General features: G+C 74.4%; 15 protein-coding genes. 7 read left to right on the forward strand and 8 right to left on the reverse strand.

Annotation, left to right across the window (positions count from 1 at the left end; all coding sequences use genetic code 11):
* Positions 1-17: 17 nt before the first annotated feature.
* Positions 18-1,895 (reverse strand): ABC transporter ATP-binding protein, encoded by a 1,878-nt coding sequence (locus VE546_RS08215; RefSeq protein WP_324920155.1) that lies wholly within the window; start codon positions 1,893-1,895, stop codon positions 18-20.
* On the reverse strand, positions 1,892-3,763 hold the full coding sequence (locus VE546_RS08220) for an ABC transporter ATP-binding protein (RefSeq protein WP_324920157.1): 1,872 nt from the start codon (positions 3,761-3,763) through the stop codon (positions 1,892-1,894). The genes VE546_RS08215 and VE546_RS08220 overlap by 4 nt, the downstream gene beginning before the upstream one ends.
* Positions 3,764-3,928: 165 nt before the next feature.
* On the opposite strand from VE546_RS08220, the gene VE546_RS08225 reads away from it, so the two are divergent.
* The gene (locus tag VE546_RS08225) at positions 3,929-4,237 is read left to right on the forward strand and encodes a hypothetical protein (RefSeq protein WP_324920159.1); all 309 of its coding nucleotides are present in this window, start codon (positions 3,929-3,931) and stop codon (positions 4,235-4,237) included.
* 52 nt (positions 4,238-4,289) lie between these two features.
* Here the strand turns inward: VE546_RS08225 and VE546_RS08230 are convergent, their stop codons facing one another.
* Together VE546_RS08230 and VE546_RS08235 are read right to left on the reverse strand one after the other, a co-directional pair.
* Positions 4,290-4,757 (reverse strand): ATP-binding protein, encoded by a 468-nt coding sequence (locus VE546_RS08230; protein WP_324920161.1) that lies wholly within the window; start codon positions 4,755-4,757, stop codon positions 4,290-4,292.
* A 166-nt stretch (positions 4,758-4,923) separates the two neighbouring features.
* Positions 4,924-5,691, reverse strand: coding sequence for an enoyl-CoA hydratase/isomerase family protein (locus VE546_RS08235; RefSeq protein ID WP_324920163.1), 768 nt, complete (start codon positions 5,689-5,691; stop codon positions 4,924-4,926).
* Between the two features lie 260 nt (positions 5,692-5,951).
* On the opposite strand from VE546_RS08235, the gene glgX reads away from it, so the two are divergent.
* From glgX to VE546_RS08265, 6 genes are all read left to right on the forward strand, one after another.
* The gene (gene glgX, locus VE546_RS08240; RefSeq protein ID WP_324920165.1) at positions 5,952-8,219 is read left to right on the forward strand and encodes a glycogen debranching protein GlgX; all 2,268 of its coding nucleotides are present in this window, start codon (positions 5,952-5,954) and stop codon (positions 8,217-8,219) included.
* Positions 8,220-8,348: 129 nt separating this feature from the next.
* A complete protein-coding gene (locus VE546_RS08245; RefSeq protein ID WP_324920167.1) occupies positions 8,349-8,576 on the forward strand; it encodes an EF-hand domain-containing protein in 228 nt (75 codons plus the stop codon).
* 194 nt (positions 8,577-8,770) lie between these two features.
* Complete coding sequence (locus VE546_RS08250) at positions 8,771-10,135, forward strand: hypothetical protein (RefSeq protein ID WP_324920169.1); 1,365 nt, start codon at positions 8,771-8,773, stop codon at positions 10,133-10,135.
* 49 nt (positions 10,136-10,184) lie between these two features.
* Positions 10,185-11,030 carry a peptidoglycan DD-metalloendopeptidase family protein gene (locus VE546_RS08255; protein WP_324920171.1) on the forward strand — a complete coding sequence of 282 codons (846 nt, stop codon included), beginning with the start codon at positions 10,185-10,187 and terminating at the stop codon, positions 11,028-11,030.
* Positions 11,031-11,360: 330 nt separating this feature from the next.
* Positions 11,361-11,858, forward strand: coding sequence for a hypothetical protein (locus tag VE546_RS08260; RefSeq protein ID WP_324920173.1), 498 nt, complete (start codon positions 11,361-11,363; stop codon positions 11,856-11,858).
* A gap of 421 nt (positions 11,859-12,279) precedes the next feature.
* Positions 12,280-12,993, forward strand: coding sequence for a GntR family transcriptional regulator (locus VE546_RS08265; RefSeq protein WP_324920175.1), 714 nt, complete (start codon positions 12,280-12,282; stop codon positions 12,991-12,993).
* Positions 12,994-13,124: 131 nt separating this feature from the next.
* Here the strand turns inward: VE546_RS08265 and VE546_RS08270 are convergent, their stop codons facing one another.
* The 4 genes from VE546_RS08270 to gcvT form a co-directional block, all read right to left on the reverse strand.
* Positions 13,125-14,516, reverse strand: a complete 1,392-nt coding sequence (locus tag VE546_RS08270) for an L-serine ammonia-lyase (RefSeq protein WP_324920177.1) — start codon at positions 14,514-14,516, stop codon at positions 13,125-13,127.
* Between the two features lie 152 nt (positions 14,517-14,668).
* The gene (gene glyA, locus VE546_RS08275; protein WP_324920179.1) at positions 14,669-15,937 is read right to left on the reverse strand and encodes a serine hydroxymethyltransferase; all 1,269 of its coding nucleotides are present in this window, start codon (positions 15,935-15,937) and stop codon (positions 14,669-14,671) included.
* A gap of 67 nt (positions 15,938-16,004) precedes the next feature.
* The gene (gcvH, locus tag VE546_RS08280) at positions 16,005-16,382 is read right to left on the reverse strand and encodes a glycine cleavage system protein GcvH (protein ID WP_324920181.1); all 378 of its coding nucleotides are present in this window, start codon (positions 16,380-16,382) and stop codon (positions 16,005-16,007) included.
* A gap of 103 nt (positions 16,383-16,485) precedes the next feature.
* The gene (gene gcvT / locus VE546_RS08285; RefSeq protein ID WP_324920183.1) at positions 16,486-17,601 is read right to left on the reverse strand and encodes a glycine cleavage system aminomethyltransferase GcvT; all 1,116 of its coding nucleotides are present in this window, start codon (positions 17,599-17,601) and stop codon (positions 16,486-16,488) included.
* Positions 17,602-17,709: the final 108 nt, after the last annotated feature.

Below are 17,709 nucleotides of genomic sequence, written 5' to 3' on the forward strand. Positions count from 1 at the left end.
GGCCGGTCCGGCGGCCGTCAGACCAGGCTGTCCCGCCAGGCCCGGTGGAGATCGGCGAAGCGGCCGGCGCCCGCGACGAGATCGGCCGGCGTGCCGTCCTCGACGATGCGGCCGGCGTCCATCACCAGCACCCGGTCGGCGATCTCCACCGTCGACAGCCGGTGCGCGATCACCATCGCCGTACGGCCGCGCAGGACCGTGTCCATGGCCCGCTGGACGGCGCGTTCACCGGGGACGTCCAGCGAGGAGGTCGCCTCGTCGAGGATGAGCACGGCCGGGTCGGCGAGCAGGGCGCGGGCGAAGGAGACCAACTGGCGCTGCCCGGCGGAGATGCGGCCGCCGCGCTTGCGGACGTCGGTGTCGTAGCCCTCGGGCAGGGCGGCGATGAAGTCGTGGGCGCCGATGGCCTTCGCCGCCCGCTCGATCTCCTCCCGGGAGGCGTCCGGGCGGCCGATCGCGATGTTGTCGGCGACCGTGCCGGAGAACAGGAACGCCTCCTGGGTCACCATGACGACCTCGCGGCGCAGCGCGGGCGCGGCCAGGTCCCGCAGGTCGGTGCCGTCCAGGAGCACCCGGCCCGCGGTGGGGTCGTAGAAGCGGGCGAGCAGCTTGGCGAGCGTGGACTTGCCCGCGCCCGTCGCGCCGACCACCGCGACCGTCTGCCCGGCCGGGATCTCCAGGTCGAAGCGGGGCAGCACCTCGCCGCCCGTGCGGTAGGAGAAGCTCACGCCCTCGAAGACCACCGGGCGGCCGGGCAAGCGGCCGGACCGCTCCGGCAGCGGCCGGGGCCGGGCGGGCTCGGGCACGGACGGGACCTGGGCGAGGAGCCCGGCGACCTTCTCCAGGGAGGCCGCCGCGGACTGGTAGGAGTTGAGGAACATCCCCAGCCGGTCGATCGGGTCGTACAGCCGCCGCAGGTACAGCGCCGCCGCGGCGAGCACGCCCAGCTCCAGGGCGCCGGACGCCACCCGGTGGGCGCCCCAGAGCACGATGGCGGCGACCGCGGTGTTGGCCACCAGCCGGGAGGAGACCACGTAGCGGGCCATCTCCAGGATGGCGTCGCCGTTGAGCCGTAGGTGCCGGCCGTTGAGCCGGCCGAACTCCGCCTCGCCCGCCCGCTCACGGCGGAACGACTGCACCGGGCGGATGCCGTTCATCGTCTCCACGAACTTCACGATGACCGCCGCCATGGCCGTGGACTTCCTGCTGTAGACGCGCATCGAGCGGCGCCGGAAGTTCTGCACGATCGCCGCGAGCGGGACGAAGGAGAGCACGGCCGCGCCGCCCAGGCCCACGTCGAGCCAGAGCAGCATCGCGGAGATGTAGACCACCGACAGGGCCACGCCCAGCAGCTCCTGCAGGCCCTCGTCCAGCAGCTCGCGCAGCGCCTCCACGTCGGTGGTGGCGCGGGAGATCAGCCGGCCGGAGGTGTAGCGGTCGTGGAAGTCCACGCTCAGCGCCTGGGCGTGCCGGTAGATCCGGCCGCGCAGCTCCAGCAGGACGCTCTGGTTGATCCGGGCCGCGGCCCGGACGAAGGCGTACTGGAGGGCGCCCGAGGACAGCGCGCACAGCGCGTACCCCGCCGCGACGGCCACCAGCGGCCCCCGGTCGCCGTCGCGCAGGGCGGGCACGGCGCGGTCTATGGCGTACGCGACCAGCAGCGGCCCGGCCTGCACGGCGGCCTGCTGGAGGAGGAGCAGCACGGCGGCCACGCACACCCGCGTCCGGTGCGGGCGCAGCAGCGAGCCGAGCAGCCGGCGCGAGGCGCCCGGCGGCGCGGGCAGCACGTCGCGGTCGAAGGGGTCGGGCGGCGCGGCCGTGCTCTCCTTCGTCCCGCGCTCCCCGCCCCGCGCGTCCTCCTCCCCGAAGGGCGGTTCGGTCACGGTGGTGGTCATCGCTCCTCCTCCCGCTGCTCGCCGGACATCAGACGGCGGTACTCGGCGCTGGAGCGCAGCAGCTCGTGGTGGGTGCCCACGGCGGCGATCCGGCCGCCGGACAGCAGCGCGACCCGGTCGGCCAGCAGCACCGTGGAGGGCCGGTGCGCGACCACCAGGGCGGTGGTGGTGGCCAGCACCTCGCGCAGGGCGGCCTCCACCAGGGCCTCGGTGTGGACGTCGAGGGCGGAGAGCGGGTCGTCCAGCACCAGGAAGCGGGGCCGTCCGACGACGGCGCGGGCCAGCGCCAGCCGCTGGCGCTGGCCGCCGGACAGGCTCAGGCCCTGCTCGCCGACCTGGGTGTCGACGCCCTGCGGCAGCGCGTCGACGAAGTCCTCGGCCTGGGCGATCCGCAGGGCCCGCGCCAGGTCCTCCTCCCCGGCGGACTCCGCGCCCATCAGCACGTTCTCCCGCACCGAGGCGGAGAACAGGGTGGGCTCCTCGAAGGCGACGGCGACCAGCGAGCGCAGCTCGTGGCGGGACAGCGCCGCGATGTCCCGGCCGTCGAGGGTGATCCGGCCGGAGGTCACCTCGTGGAGCCGGGGGATCAGCGCGGTGAGCGTGGTCTTGCCGGAGCCGGTGGCGCCGACCAGCGCCATGGTCTCGCCGGAGCGGATGTGCAGGTCGACGCCGTCCAGTACGGGCGGGGCGTCCGGCGGCGCGTCCGGGTAGCGGAAGACCACCCGGGTGAGGCGCAGGCCGTCGTCCGTCTCCGCGGCTCCCGCGCCGGCCGGGGAGCCGTCCGCGGCCAGGGTGTCCGGCGGGACCGGCTCGTCCATCACCTCGAAGTAGCGGTCGGTCGCCGTCGCCGCCTCGTTGCTCATGGCCAGCAGGAAGCCGATCGACTCCACCGGCCAGCGCAGCGCCAGGGCCGTGGTGAGGAAGGCGACCAGGGTGCCCGCCGACAGCTCCCCGCCGGCGACCTGGACCGTGCCCCAGACCAGGGCGGCGCCGATGGCCAGCTCCGGCAGCGTCATGATCACCGCCCAGATGCCCGCCAGCAGCCGCGCCTTGTGCAGCTCGGTGTCCAGCAGCCGCCGGGAGAGCGCCCGGAAGGCGCGGGCCTGGCTGCGGTGGCGGCCGAAGCCCTTGATGATCCGGATGCCGAGCACGGACTCCTCGACGACCGTGGTCAGGTCGCCGATCTGGTCCTGCGCCCGGCGCGCGGCCAGCGCGTACCGCGCCTCGAAGACGGAGCAGAGCACCACCAGCGGCACCACGGGCACCAGCAGCACCAGCCCGAGCGTCCACTCCTGGAGGAGCAGGACGGCGAAGCCGACGACGATGGTGGTGGAGTTGACCAGCAGGAAGGTGAGCGGGAAGGCCAGGAACATGCGCAGCAGTTGCAGGTCCGCCGTGGCCCGCGACAGCAGTTGCCCGCTCGCCCAGCGGTCGTGGAAGGCGACCGGCAGCCGCTGCAGGTGCCGGAACAGGTCCGCGCGCATCGCCGCCTCGACCCCGGCCAGCGGGCGGGCCACCAGCCACCGCCGCAGGCCGAACAGCGCCGCCTCCAGCACGCCGACGGCCAGCAGCAGCGCGCCGCCCAGCCACACCCCGTCCGTGTCGCGGCGGGCGATCGGCCCGTCCACGACCCACTTCAGGATCAGCGGGATGACCAGGCCCAGGCAGGAGGCGACGACCGCGACGACCGCCGCCGCGCACAGCCGGGCCCGTACGGGCCGCACGTAGGGCCACAGCCGCAGCAGGGAGCGCACCGCGGACCGGCCGGTGTCCCCGGCGGGACCGGCGGACGCCCCGGACGCCGGGGTGCCGGGGGCGTCGGGGGGATCGGGAGCGGGGCGCGGAGGGTCGGCGGCGGTGGCAGACATCAGGAGCGAGACTACGGTTCACCACTGACGGGCCACACTCGGTTTTCCGCCGTAGGACTGATGGAGTACCCCGCCCGGACCGCGGACCGGATCCGGCACCCGGCCCGCGTGCCGCACCGGCGGCGCGAGCCGTGTCTGTCAGTGCGGCCCCCTACGCTGCGCACCATGAGTCAGGCAGAGGTACGAGAGCTGCAGACCGCGCTGCACACCGCGTCCGACATCGCCTTCGCGCTGGACGGCGACCCCTCGCCGGACCAGGCCGCCGAGCTGGTGGACGCGCTGCGCCGGGCGCTGGAGGCGGCCCGGGCGCTCGGCGAGGACCGCGGCGGCACGGGCTGCCGGGAGCATCCGCGCGGGGCGGTCGATCCGCTGTACGGGGACAAGGAGGATCCGCTGCCGCCGGGGTGGGGGCGGTGCCTGCTGTGCAACGACCGGCGGCGCCGGGCCGGTGCGCAGCGGTACGCCGTCCGCTGACGCGCAGGAGGGCGGGAGGAGGGCGCGGGAGGGGTGCGGCGGGGAGCGCCGCTCAGCGCTCCTCGGCCCGCATCTCGAACCAGGTCGTCTTGCCGTGCGGCAGCAGGTCCACCCCCCAGCGGTCGGCGAGCTGGTCCACCAGGAACAGCCCGCGGCCGCTGACGTCGAGGTCGTGGACGGGCAGCAGGCACGGCAGCCCGCGGGAGGGGTCGCGGACCTCGACGCGGATCCTGCCGCGCCGCCGCTGCATCCGCAGCCCCAGGGTCTGGGCGCCGGTGTGGCGCACGGCGTTGCCGACCAGTTCGGAGACGAGGAGCACGGTGTCCTCGGTGAGCGCGGTGGACAGCCCCCAGCGGGCCAGCAGGACGGACCGGGCGAGTTCGCGTGCGGTGCGCGCGGACTCGGGACGGTTGGGCAGCCGCACCTCCTCGACGGCCGGGTCGCCGGTCTCGCCGGGCGCCACGGGGGCCGGTCCGTCCTCCGGTGCCGACGCAGCGCGCGCCGTGTTGACTCCCGCCATGGGCCCATCATGGCCGCGGAACGCCCGCCGCGGGGCCGTACGGCGGGAATCAGCCCCGGCCGGGGGTGCGTACCGGACGGGCGTGGCGAACGCGCCCCGGCCGAGTGCGCCTGAGCCGGGGCGCGCGCCGTTCCGCGCCTTTGTGCGCCGGTCGGCCGGCCGGGCCTCAGCGGAACTTCGCCTTGCCCGGACCCTCCTCGACGAAGCTGCGCATGCCGATCTCCCGGTCCTCGGTCGCGAACAGCCCGGCGAACCAGCTGCGCTCGATCGCGAGCCCGGTGTCGATGTCCGTCTCCAGCCCGCCGTCCACGCACTCCTTGGCCGCGCGCAGCGCGATGGCCGGACCGGCGGCCAGCTTCGCCGCCCAGGCGTGCGCCTGCTCGTACACCTCGGCCGCGGGCACCACCCGGTCCACCAGGCCGATCGCCAGGGCCTCGTCCGCCTTCACCTGGCGTCCGGTGAAGATCAGGTCCTTGGCCTTCGACGGCCCGACCAGCCGGGCCAGCCGCTGGGTGCCGCCCGCGCCCGGGATCAGGCCGAGCAGGATCTCGGGCTGGCCGAGCCTGGCGTTGTCGGCGGCGATCCGGAAGTCGGCGCACAGCGCCAGTTCGCACCCGCCGCCCAGCGCGTAGCCGGTCACGGCGGCCACCACCGGCTTGGGGATGCGGGCCACGGCGGTGAAGGCCTCCTGGAGCTCCCGGGCCCGGACGACCATGGCCGCGTGGTCCATCCCGCGCATCTCCTTGATGTCCGCGCCCGCCGCGAACACCTTCTCCCCGCCGTAGAGCACCACGGCCCGTACGTCGTCGCGCCGCGCCGCCTCCCCGGCCAGCTCGCGCAGCCGGTCCTGGGTGGCGATGTCCAGCGCGTTCATGGGCGGACGGTCGAGTCGGATGGTGCCGACGCCCTCGGCGACCTCAAGAGTCACAGTCATGGGGGCAGGTTAGCCCCCGTTAACCCGGTGCGGTCCAGGGGGCTTCCGGTACGGTGTGCCGAACCGGCGTTCGAGGCGGTCTCCGGAGCGGGGGCCGGCGCCCCTCGTCCGGCCGGACGAAAGACGACGATCACGCAGGTGAGGCGGGCGGCCCGACCGGGAACACTCCTGAGACCCGGGCACGGGCCGGGCGGCCGGAGCGCCGCACCGCCCGCGTGCCCGTCCGAGCCGCGAGCCGCCGGAGGCAGAACGTGTCGGACGTGTCGAGCGCACCCGAACAGCAGGCCCGCCGGGAGGCGGCGCCCGGCGGCCCGGAGACCGGCGGGCGCCGGTCCGCCGCGGCCGGCGGTCCCGCGACCGCGACCGTCTGGCCCGGCCGCCCCCAGCCGCTGGGCGCGCGCCACCACATCGGCCCGGGCGGGGTGGAGGGCACCAACTTCGCGCTGTGGTCGGCCGGCGCCGAGGCCGTCGAGGTCTGCCTGTTCGACGACGACGGCCACGAGACCCGCTGCCCGCTGACCGAGCACACCCACGAGATCTGGCACGGCTTCGTCCCCGGCGTCCGCCCCGGACAGCGGTACGGCTACCGGGTGCACGGCCGCTGGGACCCCTGGACGGGCGCCCGCTGGAACCCGGCCAAGCTGCTGCTCGACCCGTACGCCCGTGCGGTGGACGGCGAGTACGCGCTGCCGCCCGAGGTCTACGGCCACGTCCGCGACTGGCCGCAGCCGCACCTGGCCGACACCGTGCGCGACGACCGCGACTCGGCGCCGTACGTGCCCAAGGGCGTCGTCGTCGACTCGGCCCTCGGCGCGGGCGCCGACGCCGGTGACGAGTGGGTGGACGACCGCCGCCCCAAGGTCCCCTGGTCCGACTCGGTCATCTACGAGCTGCACGTGCGCGGCTTCACCATGCGCCACCCGGACATCCCGCCGGAGCTGCGCGGCACCTACGCGGGGCTGGCGCACCCGGCCGCGATCGAGCACCTGGTCCGGCTGGGGGTGACGGCGGTCGAGCTGCTGCCGGTGCACCAGTTCGCGCACGAGGACCACCTGCTGCGCCGGGGCCTGCGCAACTACTGGGGCTACAACTCCATCGGCTACTTCGCCCCGCACGCCGCGTACTCCGCCTCCGGCACGCGCGGCCAGCAGGTGGGCGAGTTCCGGCGGATGGTCCGCGCGCTCCACGCGGCCGGGATCGAGGTCATCTTGGACGTGGTCTACAACCACACCGCCGAGGGCAGCGAGCTGGGGCCCACGCTCTCCCTGCGCGGCATCGACAACCGCGGCTACTACCGGCTGGCCGACGACCCGCGCCGCTACGCCGACTACACCGGCTGCGGCAACACCCTCCACGTGGTCCAGCCCCAGGTGCTGCGGCTGATCACCGACTCGCTGCGCTACTGGGTGCAGGAGATGGGCGTGGACGGCTTCCGCTTCGACCTGGCCGCCGCGCTGGCCCGCTCCATGCACGACGTGGACATGCTCTCGCCGTTCCTGGCCGTCATCGCCCAGGACCCGGTGCTGCGCCGGGTGAAGCTGATCGCCGAGCCCTGGGACGTCGGCGCGGGCGGCTACCAGGTCGGCGCCTTCCCGCCGCTGTGGACGGAGTGGAACGACCGCTACCGGGACACCGTCCGCGACTTCTGGCGGGGCGCCCTGCCGGACGTGCGCGACCTGGGCTACCGACTGTCGGGCTCCAGCGACCTGTACGCCTGGGGCGGGCGGCGGCCGTACGCGTCGGTCAACTTCATCACCGCGCACGACGGCTTCACCCTGCGCGACCTGGTGAGCTACGAGCGCAAGCACAACGAGGCCAACGGCGAGGACAACCGCGACGGCACGAACGACAACCGGTCCTGGAACTGCGGCGCGGAGGGCGAGACCGACGACGGGGAGATCCTCGCCCTGCGGCGGCGGCAACTGCGCAACCTGCTCACCACGCTGCTGCTGTCCACCGGGGTGCCGATGCTGGTGGCGGGCGACGAGATGGGGCGCACCCAGGGCGGCAACAACAACGCCTACTGCCAGGACAACGAGACCGGCTGGGTGGACTGGTCGCTGCTGGAGGAGCCCGGCTGGCGGGCGCTGTCCGACCTGGCCTCGCGGCTGATCGCGCTGCGCCGGGCCCATCCGGTGCTGCGGCGGCGCGCCTTCTTCTCGGGGCGGGCGTACGGCCCCGAGGGGCTGCGCGACCTGGCCTGGTTCACCGGGAGCGGCGAGGAGATGACCGAGCCCGACTGGTACGCCCTCAGCACCACCTTGGGCATGTACCTGTCCGGCCGGGACATCCCGCAGCGCGACGCCCGGGGGGAGCCGGTGCTCGACGACAGCTTCCTGGTCGTCCTCCACGCGGGCCACCAACCCGGGGAGTTCCGGCTGCCCGGGCCGCCGTGGGGGCGGGCGTACGAGCTGGTCGTGGACACCGCGCGGGAGGAACAGCGGACCGGGCCGGGCACGGTCCACCCGGCGGGCGAGGCGGTGGAACTCCCGCCCCGCTCGGTGCTGGTGTGGCGTGTGATGCCCTGAACAGCCTCCGTGACCGGGGTGACCGGGGTGACGCTGGTGCTCTGAGTGGCTGCCGTTCCCCGAGTGGTCCATGTGGCGGGCGGTTAGGGTGTGCGCGACACGACCGCACAACGGGAGGAACGGTTGTCGATGGCCGACATCGAGGCTGCGCGCAAGGTGTTCGACCGGTTCGACCTGAACGGGGACGGACTGATCACCGCGGCGGAGTTCCATCAGGTGATGAGCGAGCTGGGGGACCACCACGTCACCGTGGGCCTGGCCCAGACCCTCATAGACCAGCACGACGGCGACGGCGACGGCCTGCTGTCCTTCGAGGAGTTCTGGCAGGCGCGCCAGAAGGCGACCTCGCTCGCGTAAGGCCCGTAGGGCCCCTGCGGCGGGGCGGTCACCATTGGCGCGACCAATGGTGACCGCCCCGTCTTCTTGTCGGATACATGCCATCCGCTCTACCGTGAGCCGGCCGCTGCCGACCGGCACGGCTCTCCACGGTCTGCCGCGCGCCGGACCTCCCGGGCGGGGGCGAGGCGCCGGCCCTAGCCAGGAGGACTGCGATGCGCGCCAGGCGCATGACCCCCCACCGCACTGCCGGATCCACCGACCGTCCCTCCCCCACGACCCGTCCGTCCCCCATCGCCCGGTCGTCCCGCACCATCAGGTCGGCCGCGGTACTGCTCTGCCTCGGGCTGGCGGCCGCACCCGCCTCCCTCTCCCACGCCGCGGCGGGCGACGCACGCCCGTCCACGCGCGTAGCGTCCGCGGCCGGTCCCGGCGGCCCCGCCCAGTCCTGGACGGCGGACCTGAGCCGCGTGGACGCCGACGACGCGGGCGTCCGCCACACCGACGGGGCCCTGCGCCTCGTCGGCGGCGGCCCGGCCGCCGTCTCGGCCGGGACGGAGGGCCACCACGGCACCCAGGTCCTCGCCCCGAGGGAACTCGACCGGCCGGCCGACCGCGTCCGGGCGCGGCCCGCCGCCGACGTGCCCGACGGCGCCCGGATCGCCGTCGACGTCCGGGGCCGGACGGGGAACGGACCGTGGACCGAGTGGCGCGAGGCCGGTGCCGGCGAGGCCGCCGCCGTCCTGCCGCGCCCCGTCACCACCGTCCAGGTCCGGCTGATGCTGTGGGACACCACCGGGCGGCTGCGGGTGCGCGGCCTGGAGCTGAGCGCCGACACCGCCCCGGAGTCGGAGTCCCGGCAGCAGGACACCGGGGCGGCCGCCGCCCCGTACAGCGCCCGCGTCTTCGCCACCCGCGAGGGCCTGGTCGGCCACACCACCGCCAACGGACACGTCATCCAGCCCAACGACCACTTCGTGGCCCTGCCCTCGCGGCGGGGGCTGTCACCCCGGGGCAGCTCGGAGTACTCGGTGCGGGTCTGCGGCCCGGCCCGTTGCGAGACGGCCCCGGTGTGGGACGTCGGGCCGTGGAACATCCGCGACGACTACTGGAACCCCTCCTCGATCCGGGAGAGCTTCAAGGACCTGCCCCGGGGCAAGCCCGAGGCCCAGGCGGCGTACCAGGACGGCTACAACGGCGGACTGGACGGCTTCGGCCGCCGCGTGCTCAACCCGGCCGGCATCGACCTCGCCGACGGCACCTTCTACAACGTCGGGCTGAACAACAACGGCTGGGTGACCGTCACCTACCTGTGGACCGGTGACCAGACCGGCACGGTCTTCCCCACCTGGGGCACGGACGTCCGCGTCCGCGAGCGGCCGACCACCGACTCCCCGGTGGTGGACACCCTGCCCGGGCCGACGCAGGTACGGGTGCGGTGCCAGGTCCGCGGCCAGCGGATCACCTACGACGGCCACACCAACGACGCGTGGGCCCACCTGCCGGACCACGGCGGCTACATCTCCAACATCTTCATCGACGTCCCCGAGTCCTGGCTGCCCGGCGTGCCCACCTGCTGAGGCCGCCCCCTTCCGCCCCTCACCACCCCACCCCAGGAGGAGCCGACGCATGTCCCCGATATCTCCCGCCTTCCCGCGGCTGCCGCTCGGACGGCTGCTGGCCGTCCTGCTCGGCGCGTTCGTCGTGCTGGCCGGCCTCACCGCCGCCCCCGCACGGGCCGAGCAGGACGCCGGGCAGGACGCCGCGAGAGCGGCGCTGGCCGCGCCCAACTTCAAGGCCCCCTATCCCTGCGGCCAGAGATGGACCTACAGCCACCACTCCGCCGAGGTGCGCCGCGCGCTGGACTTCGTCCGCGCCGACGGCGGCACCACCGCGGGCACCCCGGTCCTGGCCTCGGCGGCGGGCACCGCCACCCGGCACTACCAGGCCAGCGGCGCCGGGAACTACATCGTCATCGACCACGGCGGCGGCTGGAAGACCTACTACTTCCACCTCGCCGCGTTCTCCGTGGCCAACGGCGCCTGGGTCGCCCAGGGCCAGCAGATCGGCACCACCGGCAGCACCGGGAACTCCTCCGGCGCCCACATCCACTACGAGCAGCTCTACAACGGCGCGGGCCAGAACATCGTCATCAACGGCTCGGGACTGGCCTACCCCGGCAGCTACCACCAGTACTACCTGACCAGCGACAACGGCTGCGGCGGCACCAACAGCTTCATGACCTGGGGCTCGGGCGTCCGCGTCCGCGCGGACGCCTACCTCTCCTCGCCGGTCGTCACCACCCTGGCCGGTCCCACGCGGGTCACGGTGGTCTGCCAGAAGCAGGGCGACACCGTGACCGCCGAGGGCTACACCAACAACTGGTGGAGCAAGCTCCGCGACCAGAACGGCTTCATCTCCAACATCTACATCGACCACCCCTCGGCCCAGTTGCCGGGCGTGCCGATCTGCTGAGACGGCCCGGGGCCGTCCGACCGGGCCGCCCGGGACAGCGCGCGACACCGCTGCCCCGGGCGGCCCGCCGCGTTCCGCGCCCGCCGCCGTCCGCCGTTCCGGCCCGCGGTTTCCGCCCGTGGGCGCGGGGCACCCGCCCGGCATGGCTCACACGGACGTACGAGAGATCCTCGGCACGCCGGAGGACGTCGGCTTCCCGGCCGGCAAGGACGAGCCGGACCGCTGAGGCCATGGCCGCGCACGGCCGGACCGCAGGAGCGGAAACCGAGGAGCAGAAGCCGAGGAGGAGAAGGAAGAGGACGAGAGGGAAGACCGGAAGGAGGACCTCCCATGGTGCGCAAGAAGACCGAGGGCGACGAGGACCGGAAGCGCGCGGCGGCGCGGGAGGCCGAGCGGGCCGGGCAGGAGCCCAGCGCGCGGGGCGAGACCACCGGCGCCTCCAAGCAGCGGACCCACCTCACCGGCCGGTCGTCGCTGACGCACGAGGAGAGGCTGGGCACCCGGGACCGGGGCAAGCAGGGGGCGCGGTCCACGCCGGACACCGGAGCCGGGCCGGCCGCGGAGCCGGACCGCACGTTCCGCGGGCGCGGCGCACCGCCGTACGGCGAGGAGCACGAGCGGGTCTTCCGCGCCCTCGCCACCGAGGAGGAGAAGCGCCCCGACGGCGCCGTCCACCTCCAGGACGTCTCCCGCGCCGCGGGACTGCCGCAGGAGCGGACCAGGGTGCTGCTGCACGACCTGGTCACCGTCCACAAGCTGGCCACCGAGGTCCAGGACACCGGAAGCCCCGACCTCGGTCCCCGCTACGAGACCAAACCCCGCCGCTGACCCCGTTCCCCCGGCGTCTCCCGGCGTTCCCCCGGCGCCCGGACGGCCCGGGGCGGGAACGGGTCCGGACCGCGGGCCGGTGCCGTCCGGCCCGGGGCCGGAACCCGCCCTCGAACAGGCGTTTAGCGTGCGGGTGGTTACGATCACGGCAGGAAGCGCCGTCCCGGTATGAAGGATCGTCCATGGCAGGCACCGACGTGCTCAGCGAGTCGCCCCGTCCCTTACGGGCACCCGGCCCCTTCCGCGGCGGACGGCCCGCGGACGGCCGCCGGAGCGCCGTACGGCTCCGCCCCGCCCTCCGCGCGGGGGCCGGCGCCGAGCCCGGGAAGCACCGCGCGGGGCGGCGGACCGGCGCCGAAGGGGCTTCGGCAGCTCCCGTCCCGGCACCGTACGCTGTGGCCGGCAGCCACGGGAGGACTCCATGAGCGACTCCGGTCCCCGCAGACCCGTCTCGCCCCACGAGCCCCTGCGCGACCAGGTGGCGGACGCCCTCCGCGCCGCGCTGATCGCGGGTGAGCTGCGCCCCGGGGTCGTCTACTCCGCCCCCTCCCTCGCCGCCGAGTACGGCGTCTCCGCCACCCCCGTCCGCGAGGCCATGCTGGACCTGGCGCGCGAGGGCCTGGTCGAGACGGTACGGAACAAGGGGTTCCGCGTCCTGGAGACGACCGAGCGCGACCTGGACGACTTCACCGAGCTCCGCATCCTGATAGAGGCCCCGACCGTCGGCCGGGTGACCCGGACGGTCGCCCCCGAACAGCTCCGGGCGCTGCGGCCGGCCGCCGAGGAGACCGTGGCCGCCGCCCGCGCCGGGAACCTGGCCCGCTACCTGGAGGCGGACCACCGCTTCCACCTGGACCTGCTCTCCCTGGCGGGCAACCCCCGCCTCGTCGAGACGGTGGGCGACCTGCGCAGACGCTCCCGGCTCCACGGGCTCAGCGGCCTGGGCGGCACGCGCGTGCTGGTGGAGTCCGCGCACGAGCACCTCGACCTGCTGGACCTGATGCTGGCCGGCGAGGCGGAGCGGGCCGAGGAGCACATGCGCCGCCACCTGGACCGCGTCCGGTCCCTGTGGGCGGTGCGGCAGGAGGAGCCGGCCGTCGGCAGGCCACCGGCCCCGCGCCGCGGCCCCCACTGACCCGTACCGCCGCGGCCGGATCGCCGCGGCCGGGCCGCCACCCGATCCGGTGCACCCGGCCACTTGTGCGGGTGAGATCGCGTGACGGCCCGGGGGCGGCCGGTGCGTACGGACGCGGGCGCGCGCCGGCCTCAGCACTCGATGACGTTCACCGCCAGCCCGCCGCGGGCGGTCTCCTTGTACTTGACCTTCATGTCCGCGCCCGTCTCCTTCATCGTCTTGATGGCCTTGTCCAGGGAGACGTGGTGGCGGCCGTCGCCGCGCAGGGACATCCGGGCGGCGGTGACCGCCTTGACCGCCGCCATGCCGTTGCGCTCGATGCAGGGGATCTGGACCAGGCCGCCCACCGGGTCGCAGGTCAGCCCCAGGTTGTGCTCGATGCCGATCTCGGCGGCGTTCTCGACCTGCTCGGGGGTGCCGCCCAGGATCTCGGCGAGGCCGCCGGCGGCCATGGAGCAGGCGGAGCCGACCTCGCCCTGGCAGCCGACCTCGGCGCCGGAGATGGAGGCGTTCTCCTTGAACAGCAGGCCGATGGCGCCCGCGGCCAGCAGGAAGCGCACCACCGTGTCGTCGTCGGTGCCGGGGACGAACTCCATCGCGTAGTGCAGGACGGCCGGGATGATGCCCGCCGCGCCGTTGGTGGGGGCGGTCACGACGCGGCCGCCCGCGGCGTTCTCCTCGTTGACCGCCATCGCGTAGAGCGTCACCCACTCCATGGCGTGCGCCGCCGGGTCGCCCTCGGCGCGGAGCTGGCGGGCCGAGGTGGCCGCGCGGCGGCGGACCTTCAGCCCGCCGGGCAGGATGCCCTCCCTGGACAGACCGCGGGCCACGCACTCGCGCATCACCCGCCAGATCTCCAGCAGGCCCGCGCGGATCTCCTCCTCGGTGCGCCACGCCTTCTCGTTCTCCAGCATCAGCGCCGAGACCGACAGGCCCGTCTCGCGGGTGGTCCGCAGCAGTTCGTCGCCGGTGCGGAAGGGGTACTTCAGCACGGTGTCGTCGGGCTTGATGCGGTCCGAGCCGACCGCGTCCTCGTCCACCACGAAGCCGCCGCCGACCGAGTAGTACGTCTTCTCCAGCAGCGGGGCGCCGCCGTCGTCGTACGCGGCCAGGGTCATGCCGTTGGCGTGGTACGGCAGCGAGCGGCGGCGGTGCAGCACCAGGTCCGAGGAGAGGTCGAAGGCGATCTCGTGGCCGCCGCCGGCCTCCTGCGGCTCGGCCTCCAGCAGGCACAGCCGGCCCGACCGGCGGACGCGTTCGACCTCCTCGTCCGCCCTCTCGACGTCGACCGTGCGGGGCGAGTGGCCCGCGAGGCCCAGCACCACCGCCTTGGGCGTGCCGTGGCCGTGGCCGGTGGCGCCCAGGGAGCCGTACAGCTCGGCCCGCAGCGAGACGGTCCTGGTCAGCACGCCCTCCTTCCGCAGTCGGCGCGCGAACATCCTGGCCGCCCGCATCGGGCCCACCGTGTGGGAGCTGGACGGACCGATGCCGATGGAGAAGAGGTCGAAGACGGAGATGGCCACGGCGGCGGACTCCCTTGTCTGCTCGTGGATGTGCTCGTGGGGTGGACGAGAGGGTGTCCCGCGGGTGTGCGGGTGCGGTTCGCCGGGTGTGGCGGGCCGGGTGCGCCGCCGGTCGGGCGGCGCACCCGGCGGGTGCCGCGGATGCCGGGGGTCTACAGGCCCGGGTACAGCGGGTGCTTGCCGGCCAGGGCCGTCACCCGGGCGGACAGCGCCTCGGCCTTGTCCTTGTCGAACGACGGCTTGAGCGCCTCGGCGATGACGTCCGCGACCTCGCGGAAGTCCTCGGCGCCGAAGCCGCGAGTGGCCAGCGCCGGGGTGCCGATCCGCAGGCCCGAGGTGACCATGGGCGGGCGGGGGTCGTTCGGGATGGCGTTGCGGTTGACGGTGATGCCGACCTCGTGGAGGCGGTCCTCGGCCTGCCGCCCGTCCAGCTCGCTCTCCCGCAGGTCGACCAGGACCAGGTGGACGTCGGTGCCGCCGGAGAGGACGGCCACGCCCGCCTCGGCCGCGTCCGGCTGCGTCAGCCGCTCGGCGAGGATCTTCGCGCCCTCCAGGGTGCGGCGCTGGCGGTCCTTGAACTCCTCCGTCGCCGCGATCTTGAACGCCACCGCCTTCGCCGCGATGACGTGCTCCAGCGGGCCGCCCTGCTGGCCCGGGAAGACCGCGGAGTTGATCTTCTTGGCGTACTCCTGCTTCGACAGGATCACCCCGCCGCGCGGGCCGCCGAGCGTCTTGTGGGTCGTGGTGGTGACCACGTCCGCGTACGGCACCGGGTTGGGGTGGAGCCCGGCGGCGACCAGCCCGGCGAAGTGCGCCATGTCCACCATCAGCAGCGCGCCCACCTCGTCGGCGATCCGGCGGAAGGCGGCGAAGTCGAGCTGCCGCGGGTACGCCGACCAGCCCGCGATGATCAGCCGCGGACGGTGCTCCTTCGCCAGCCGCTCGACCTCCTCCATGTCCACCAGGCCGGTGGAGGCGTCGACGTGGTAGGCGACCACGTCGTAGAGCTTGCCGGAGAAGTTGATCCTCATGCCGTGGGTGAGGTGGCCGCCGTGGGCCAGGTCCAGGCCCATGATGGTGTCGCCCGGGTCGAGCAGGGCGAACATCGCCGCGGCGTTGGCCTGGGCGCCGGAGTGCGGCTGGACGTTGGCGGCCTCGGCGCCGAAGAGGGCCTTCACCCGCTCCCGGGCGATGTCCTCGATCACGTCGACGTTCTCGCAGCCGCCGTAGTAGCGGCGGCCGGGGTAGCCCTCGGCGTACTTGTTGGTGAGGACCGAGCCCTGGGCCTGGAGGGCGGCGACCGGAGCGAAGTTCTCCGACGCGATCATCTCCAGGGTGGACTGCTGGCGGCGCAGCTCGGCGTCGACGGCGGCGGCGACGTCGGGATCGACCTCGTGCAGGGAACTGTTCAGTAGCGACATCGGATCTTTCCGATCGTGGTGTGCTGGGCTGCGGACGGCGTGCGGGCGGGAAGGGTGCCGGACGGGGTCACTCGCCGGTGAAGGCGGTGTACTCGTCGGCGGAGAGCAGGTCGTCCGGCTCCTCCGTCACCCTCACCTTGAACAGCCAGCCGTCCTCGAAGGGGGCGGAGTTCACCAGCGCCGGGTCGTCCACCACGTTCTGGTTGACCTCGGTGACCTCGCCGGAGACGGGCGCGTACAGGTCGCTGACCGACTTCGTCGACTCCAGCTCGCCGCAGGGCTCGCCCGCGGTCACCGTGGCGCCGACCTCGGGGAGCTGGACGTAGACGACGTCACCGAGCGCGCCCGCCGCGTGCTCGGTGATGCCCACCGTCGCGACGCCGTCCTCGGCGGCCGACACCCACTCGTGCTCCTTGCTGTAGCGCAGCTGCTGGGGGTTGCTCATGACGTGATTCTCCTGGTCAGGGGTGAGATGTGGGAAACGGGTCTTGCCTTGTGGGACGGCCGGGGCCGTCAGGCCACGGTACGGCCCCGGCCGTCCGGGGGCGTCAGCGCCCGCGCCGGTAGAACGGCAGCGCGACGACCTCGCAGGGCTCGTGGGTGCCGCGGATGTCCACCGACACGCCCTCGCCGCCCGGGGCCGCGTGGGCGGCGTCCACGTACGCCATCGCGATCGGCTTGCCGAGGGTGGGGGAGGGGGCGCCGGAGGTGACCTCGCCGATCACCGCGCCGTCGGCGACCACCGCGTACCCGGCGCGCGGCACCCGGCGGCCCCGGGCGACGAGGCCGACCAGCGTGCGCGGCGGGTTCTCCGCCGCCCGGCGGGCGGCGTCCTCCAGGGCCTTGCGGCCGACGAAGTCGCCGGGCTTGTCGAACTTCACCACGCGGCCCAGCCCGGCGTCGAAGGGGGTGGTGCCGCGGGTCAGCTCGTGCCCGTACAGCGGCATGCCCGCCTCCAGCCGGAGCGTGTCGCGGCAGGACAGCCCGCACGGCACCAGGCCCGCCTCCGTGCCGGCCTCGGTCAGCGCGCGCCACAGGGTCTCCGCGTCGCCGGGGGAGACGAACAGCTCGAAGCCGTCCTCGCCGGTGTAGCCGGTGCGGGCGATCAGCGCGGGCACGCCCGCGACCGTGCCGGGCAGCCCGGCGTAGTACTTCAGCCCGTCCAGGTCGGCGTCGGTGACCTCGGCCAGGACGCCGGGGGACGCGGGCCCCTGGACGGCGAGCAGGGCGTAGGCGTCGCGGTCGTCCCGCACGGCCGCGTCGAAGCCGCCGCTCCGTTCGGTGAGGGCGTCCAGGACCACCTGGGCGTTGGCGGCGTTGGCGACGACCAGGTACCGCTCCGTCTCCAGCCGGTAGACGATCAGGTCGTCGAGGATGCCGCCGTCCTCGCCGCAGATCATGGTGTAGCGGGCCCGGCCCGCGGGGACGGCGGACAGGTGGCCGACCAGGGCGTGGTCCAGCAGCTCGCCGGCCTGCGGGCCGGTGACGGTGATCTCGCCCATGTGGCTCAGGTCGAACAGTCCGGCGCGGGTGCGCACGGCGTTGTGCTCGTCGCGCTCGCTGCCGTAGCGCAGCGGCATCTCCCAGCCCGCGAAGTCCGTCATGGTCGCGCCGAGGGCGCGGTGCACGGCGTCGAGGGGGGTGCGTCGGGGGGAATCACTCATGGCTTGGCTCCCAGGCGAGGTGCGAGGTCCCGTGGACGGGCCCGGCGGACGGACAGGACAGACACAGAGGGTGTCCTCCCCATCTGTCATCGGAACCTGAGAGGTTCG

This window comes from Streptomyces sp. (assembly GCF_035644915.1).
Taxonomy (GTDB): domain Bacteria; phylum Actinomycetota; class Actinomycetes; order Streptomycetales; family Streptomycetaceae; genus Streptomyces.

Bases quoted from the DNA above. Each gene is read 5' to 3' on its own strand.
- gcvT (WP_324920183.1), bottom strand. From the start codon at position 17,601: ATGAGTGATTCCCCCCGACGCACCCCCCTCGACGCCGTGCACCGCGCC.
- VE546_RS08235 (WP_324920163.1), bottom strand. From the start codon at position 5,691: ATGACTGTGACTCTTGAGGTCGCCGAGGGCGTCGGCACCATCCGACTC.
- VE546_RS08215 (WP_324920155.1), bottom strand. From the start codon at position 1,895: ATGACCACCACCGTGACCGAACCGCCCTTCGGGGAGGAGGACGCGCGG.
- VE546_RS08265 (WP_324920175.1), top strand. From the start codon at position 12,280: ATGAGCGACTCCGGTCCCCGCAGACCCGTCTCGCCCCACGAGCCCCTG.
- VE546_RS08260 (WP_324920173.1), top strand. From the start codon at position 11,361: ATGGTGCGCAAGAAGACCGAGGGCGACGAGGACCGGAAGCGCGCGGCG.
- VE546_RS08250 (WP_324920169.1), top strand. From the start codon at position 8,771: ATGCGCGCCAGGCGCATGACCCCCCACCGCACTGCCGGATCCACCGAC.
- gcvH (WP_324920181.1), bottom strand. From the start codon at position 16,382: ATGAGCAACCCCCAGCAGCTGCGCTACAGCAAGGAGCACGAGTGGGTG.
- VE546_RS08245 (WP_324920167.1), top strand. From the start codon at position 8,349: ATGGCCGACATCGAGGCTGCGCGCAAGGTGTTCGACCGGTTCGACCTG.
- VE546_RS08230 (WP_324920161.1), bottom strand. From the start codon at position 4,757: ATGGCGGGAGTCAACACGGCGCGCGCTGCGTCGGCACCGGAGGACGGA.
- VE546_RS08220 (WP_324920157.1), bottom strand. From the start codon at position 3,763: ATGTCTGCCACCGCCGCCGACCCTCCGCGCCCCGCTCCCGATCCCCCC.
- VE546_RS08225 (WP_324920159.1), top strand. From the start codon at position 3,929: ATGAGTCAGGCAGAGGTACGAGAGCTGCAGACCGCGCTGCACACCGCG.
- glyA (WP_324920179.1), bottom strand. From the start codon at position 15,937: ATGTCGCTACTGAACAGTTCCCTGCACGAGGTCGATCCCGACGTCGCC.
- VE546_RS08255 (WP_324920171.1), top strand. From the start codon at position 10,185: ATGTCCCCGATATCTCCCGCCTTCCCGCGGCTGCCGCTCGGACGGCTG.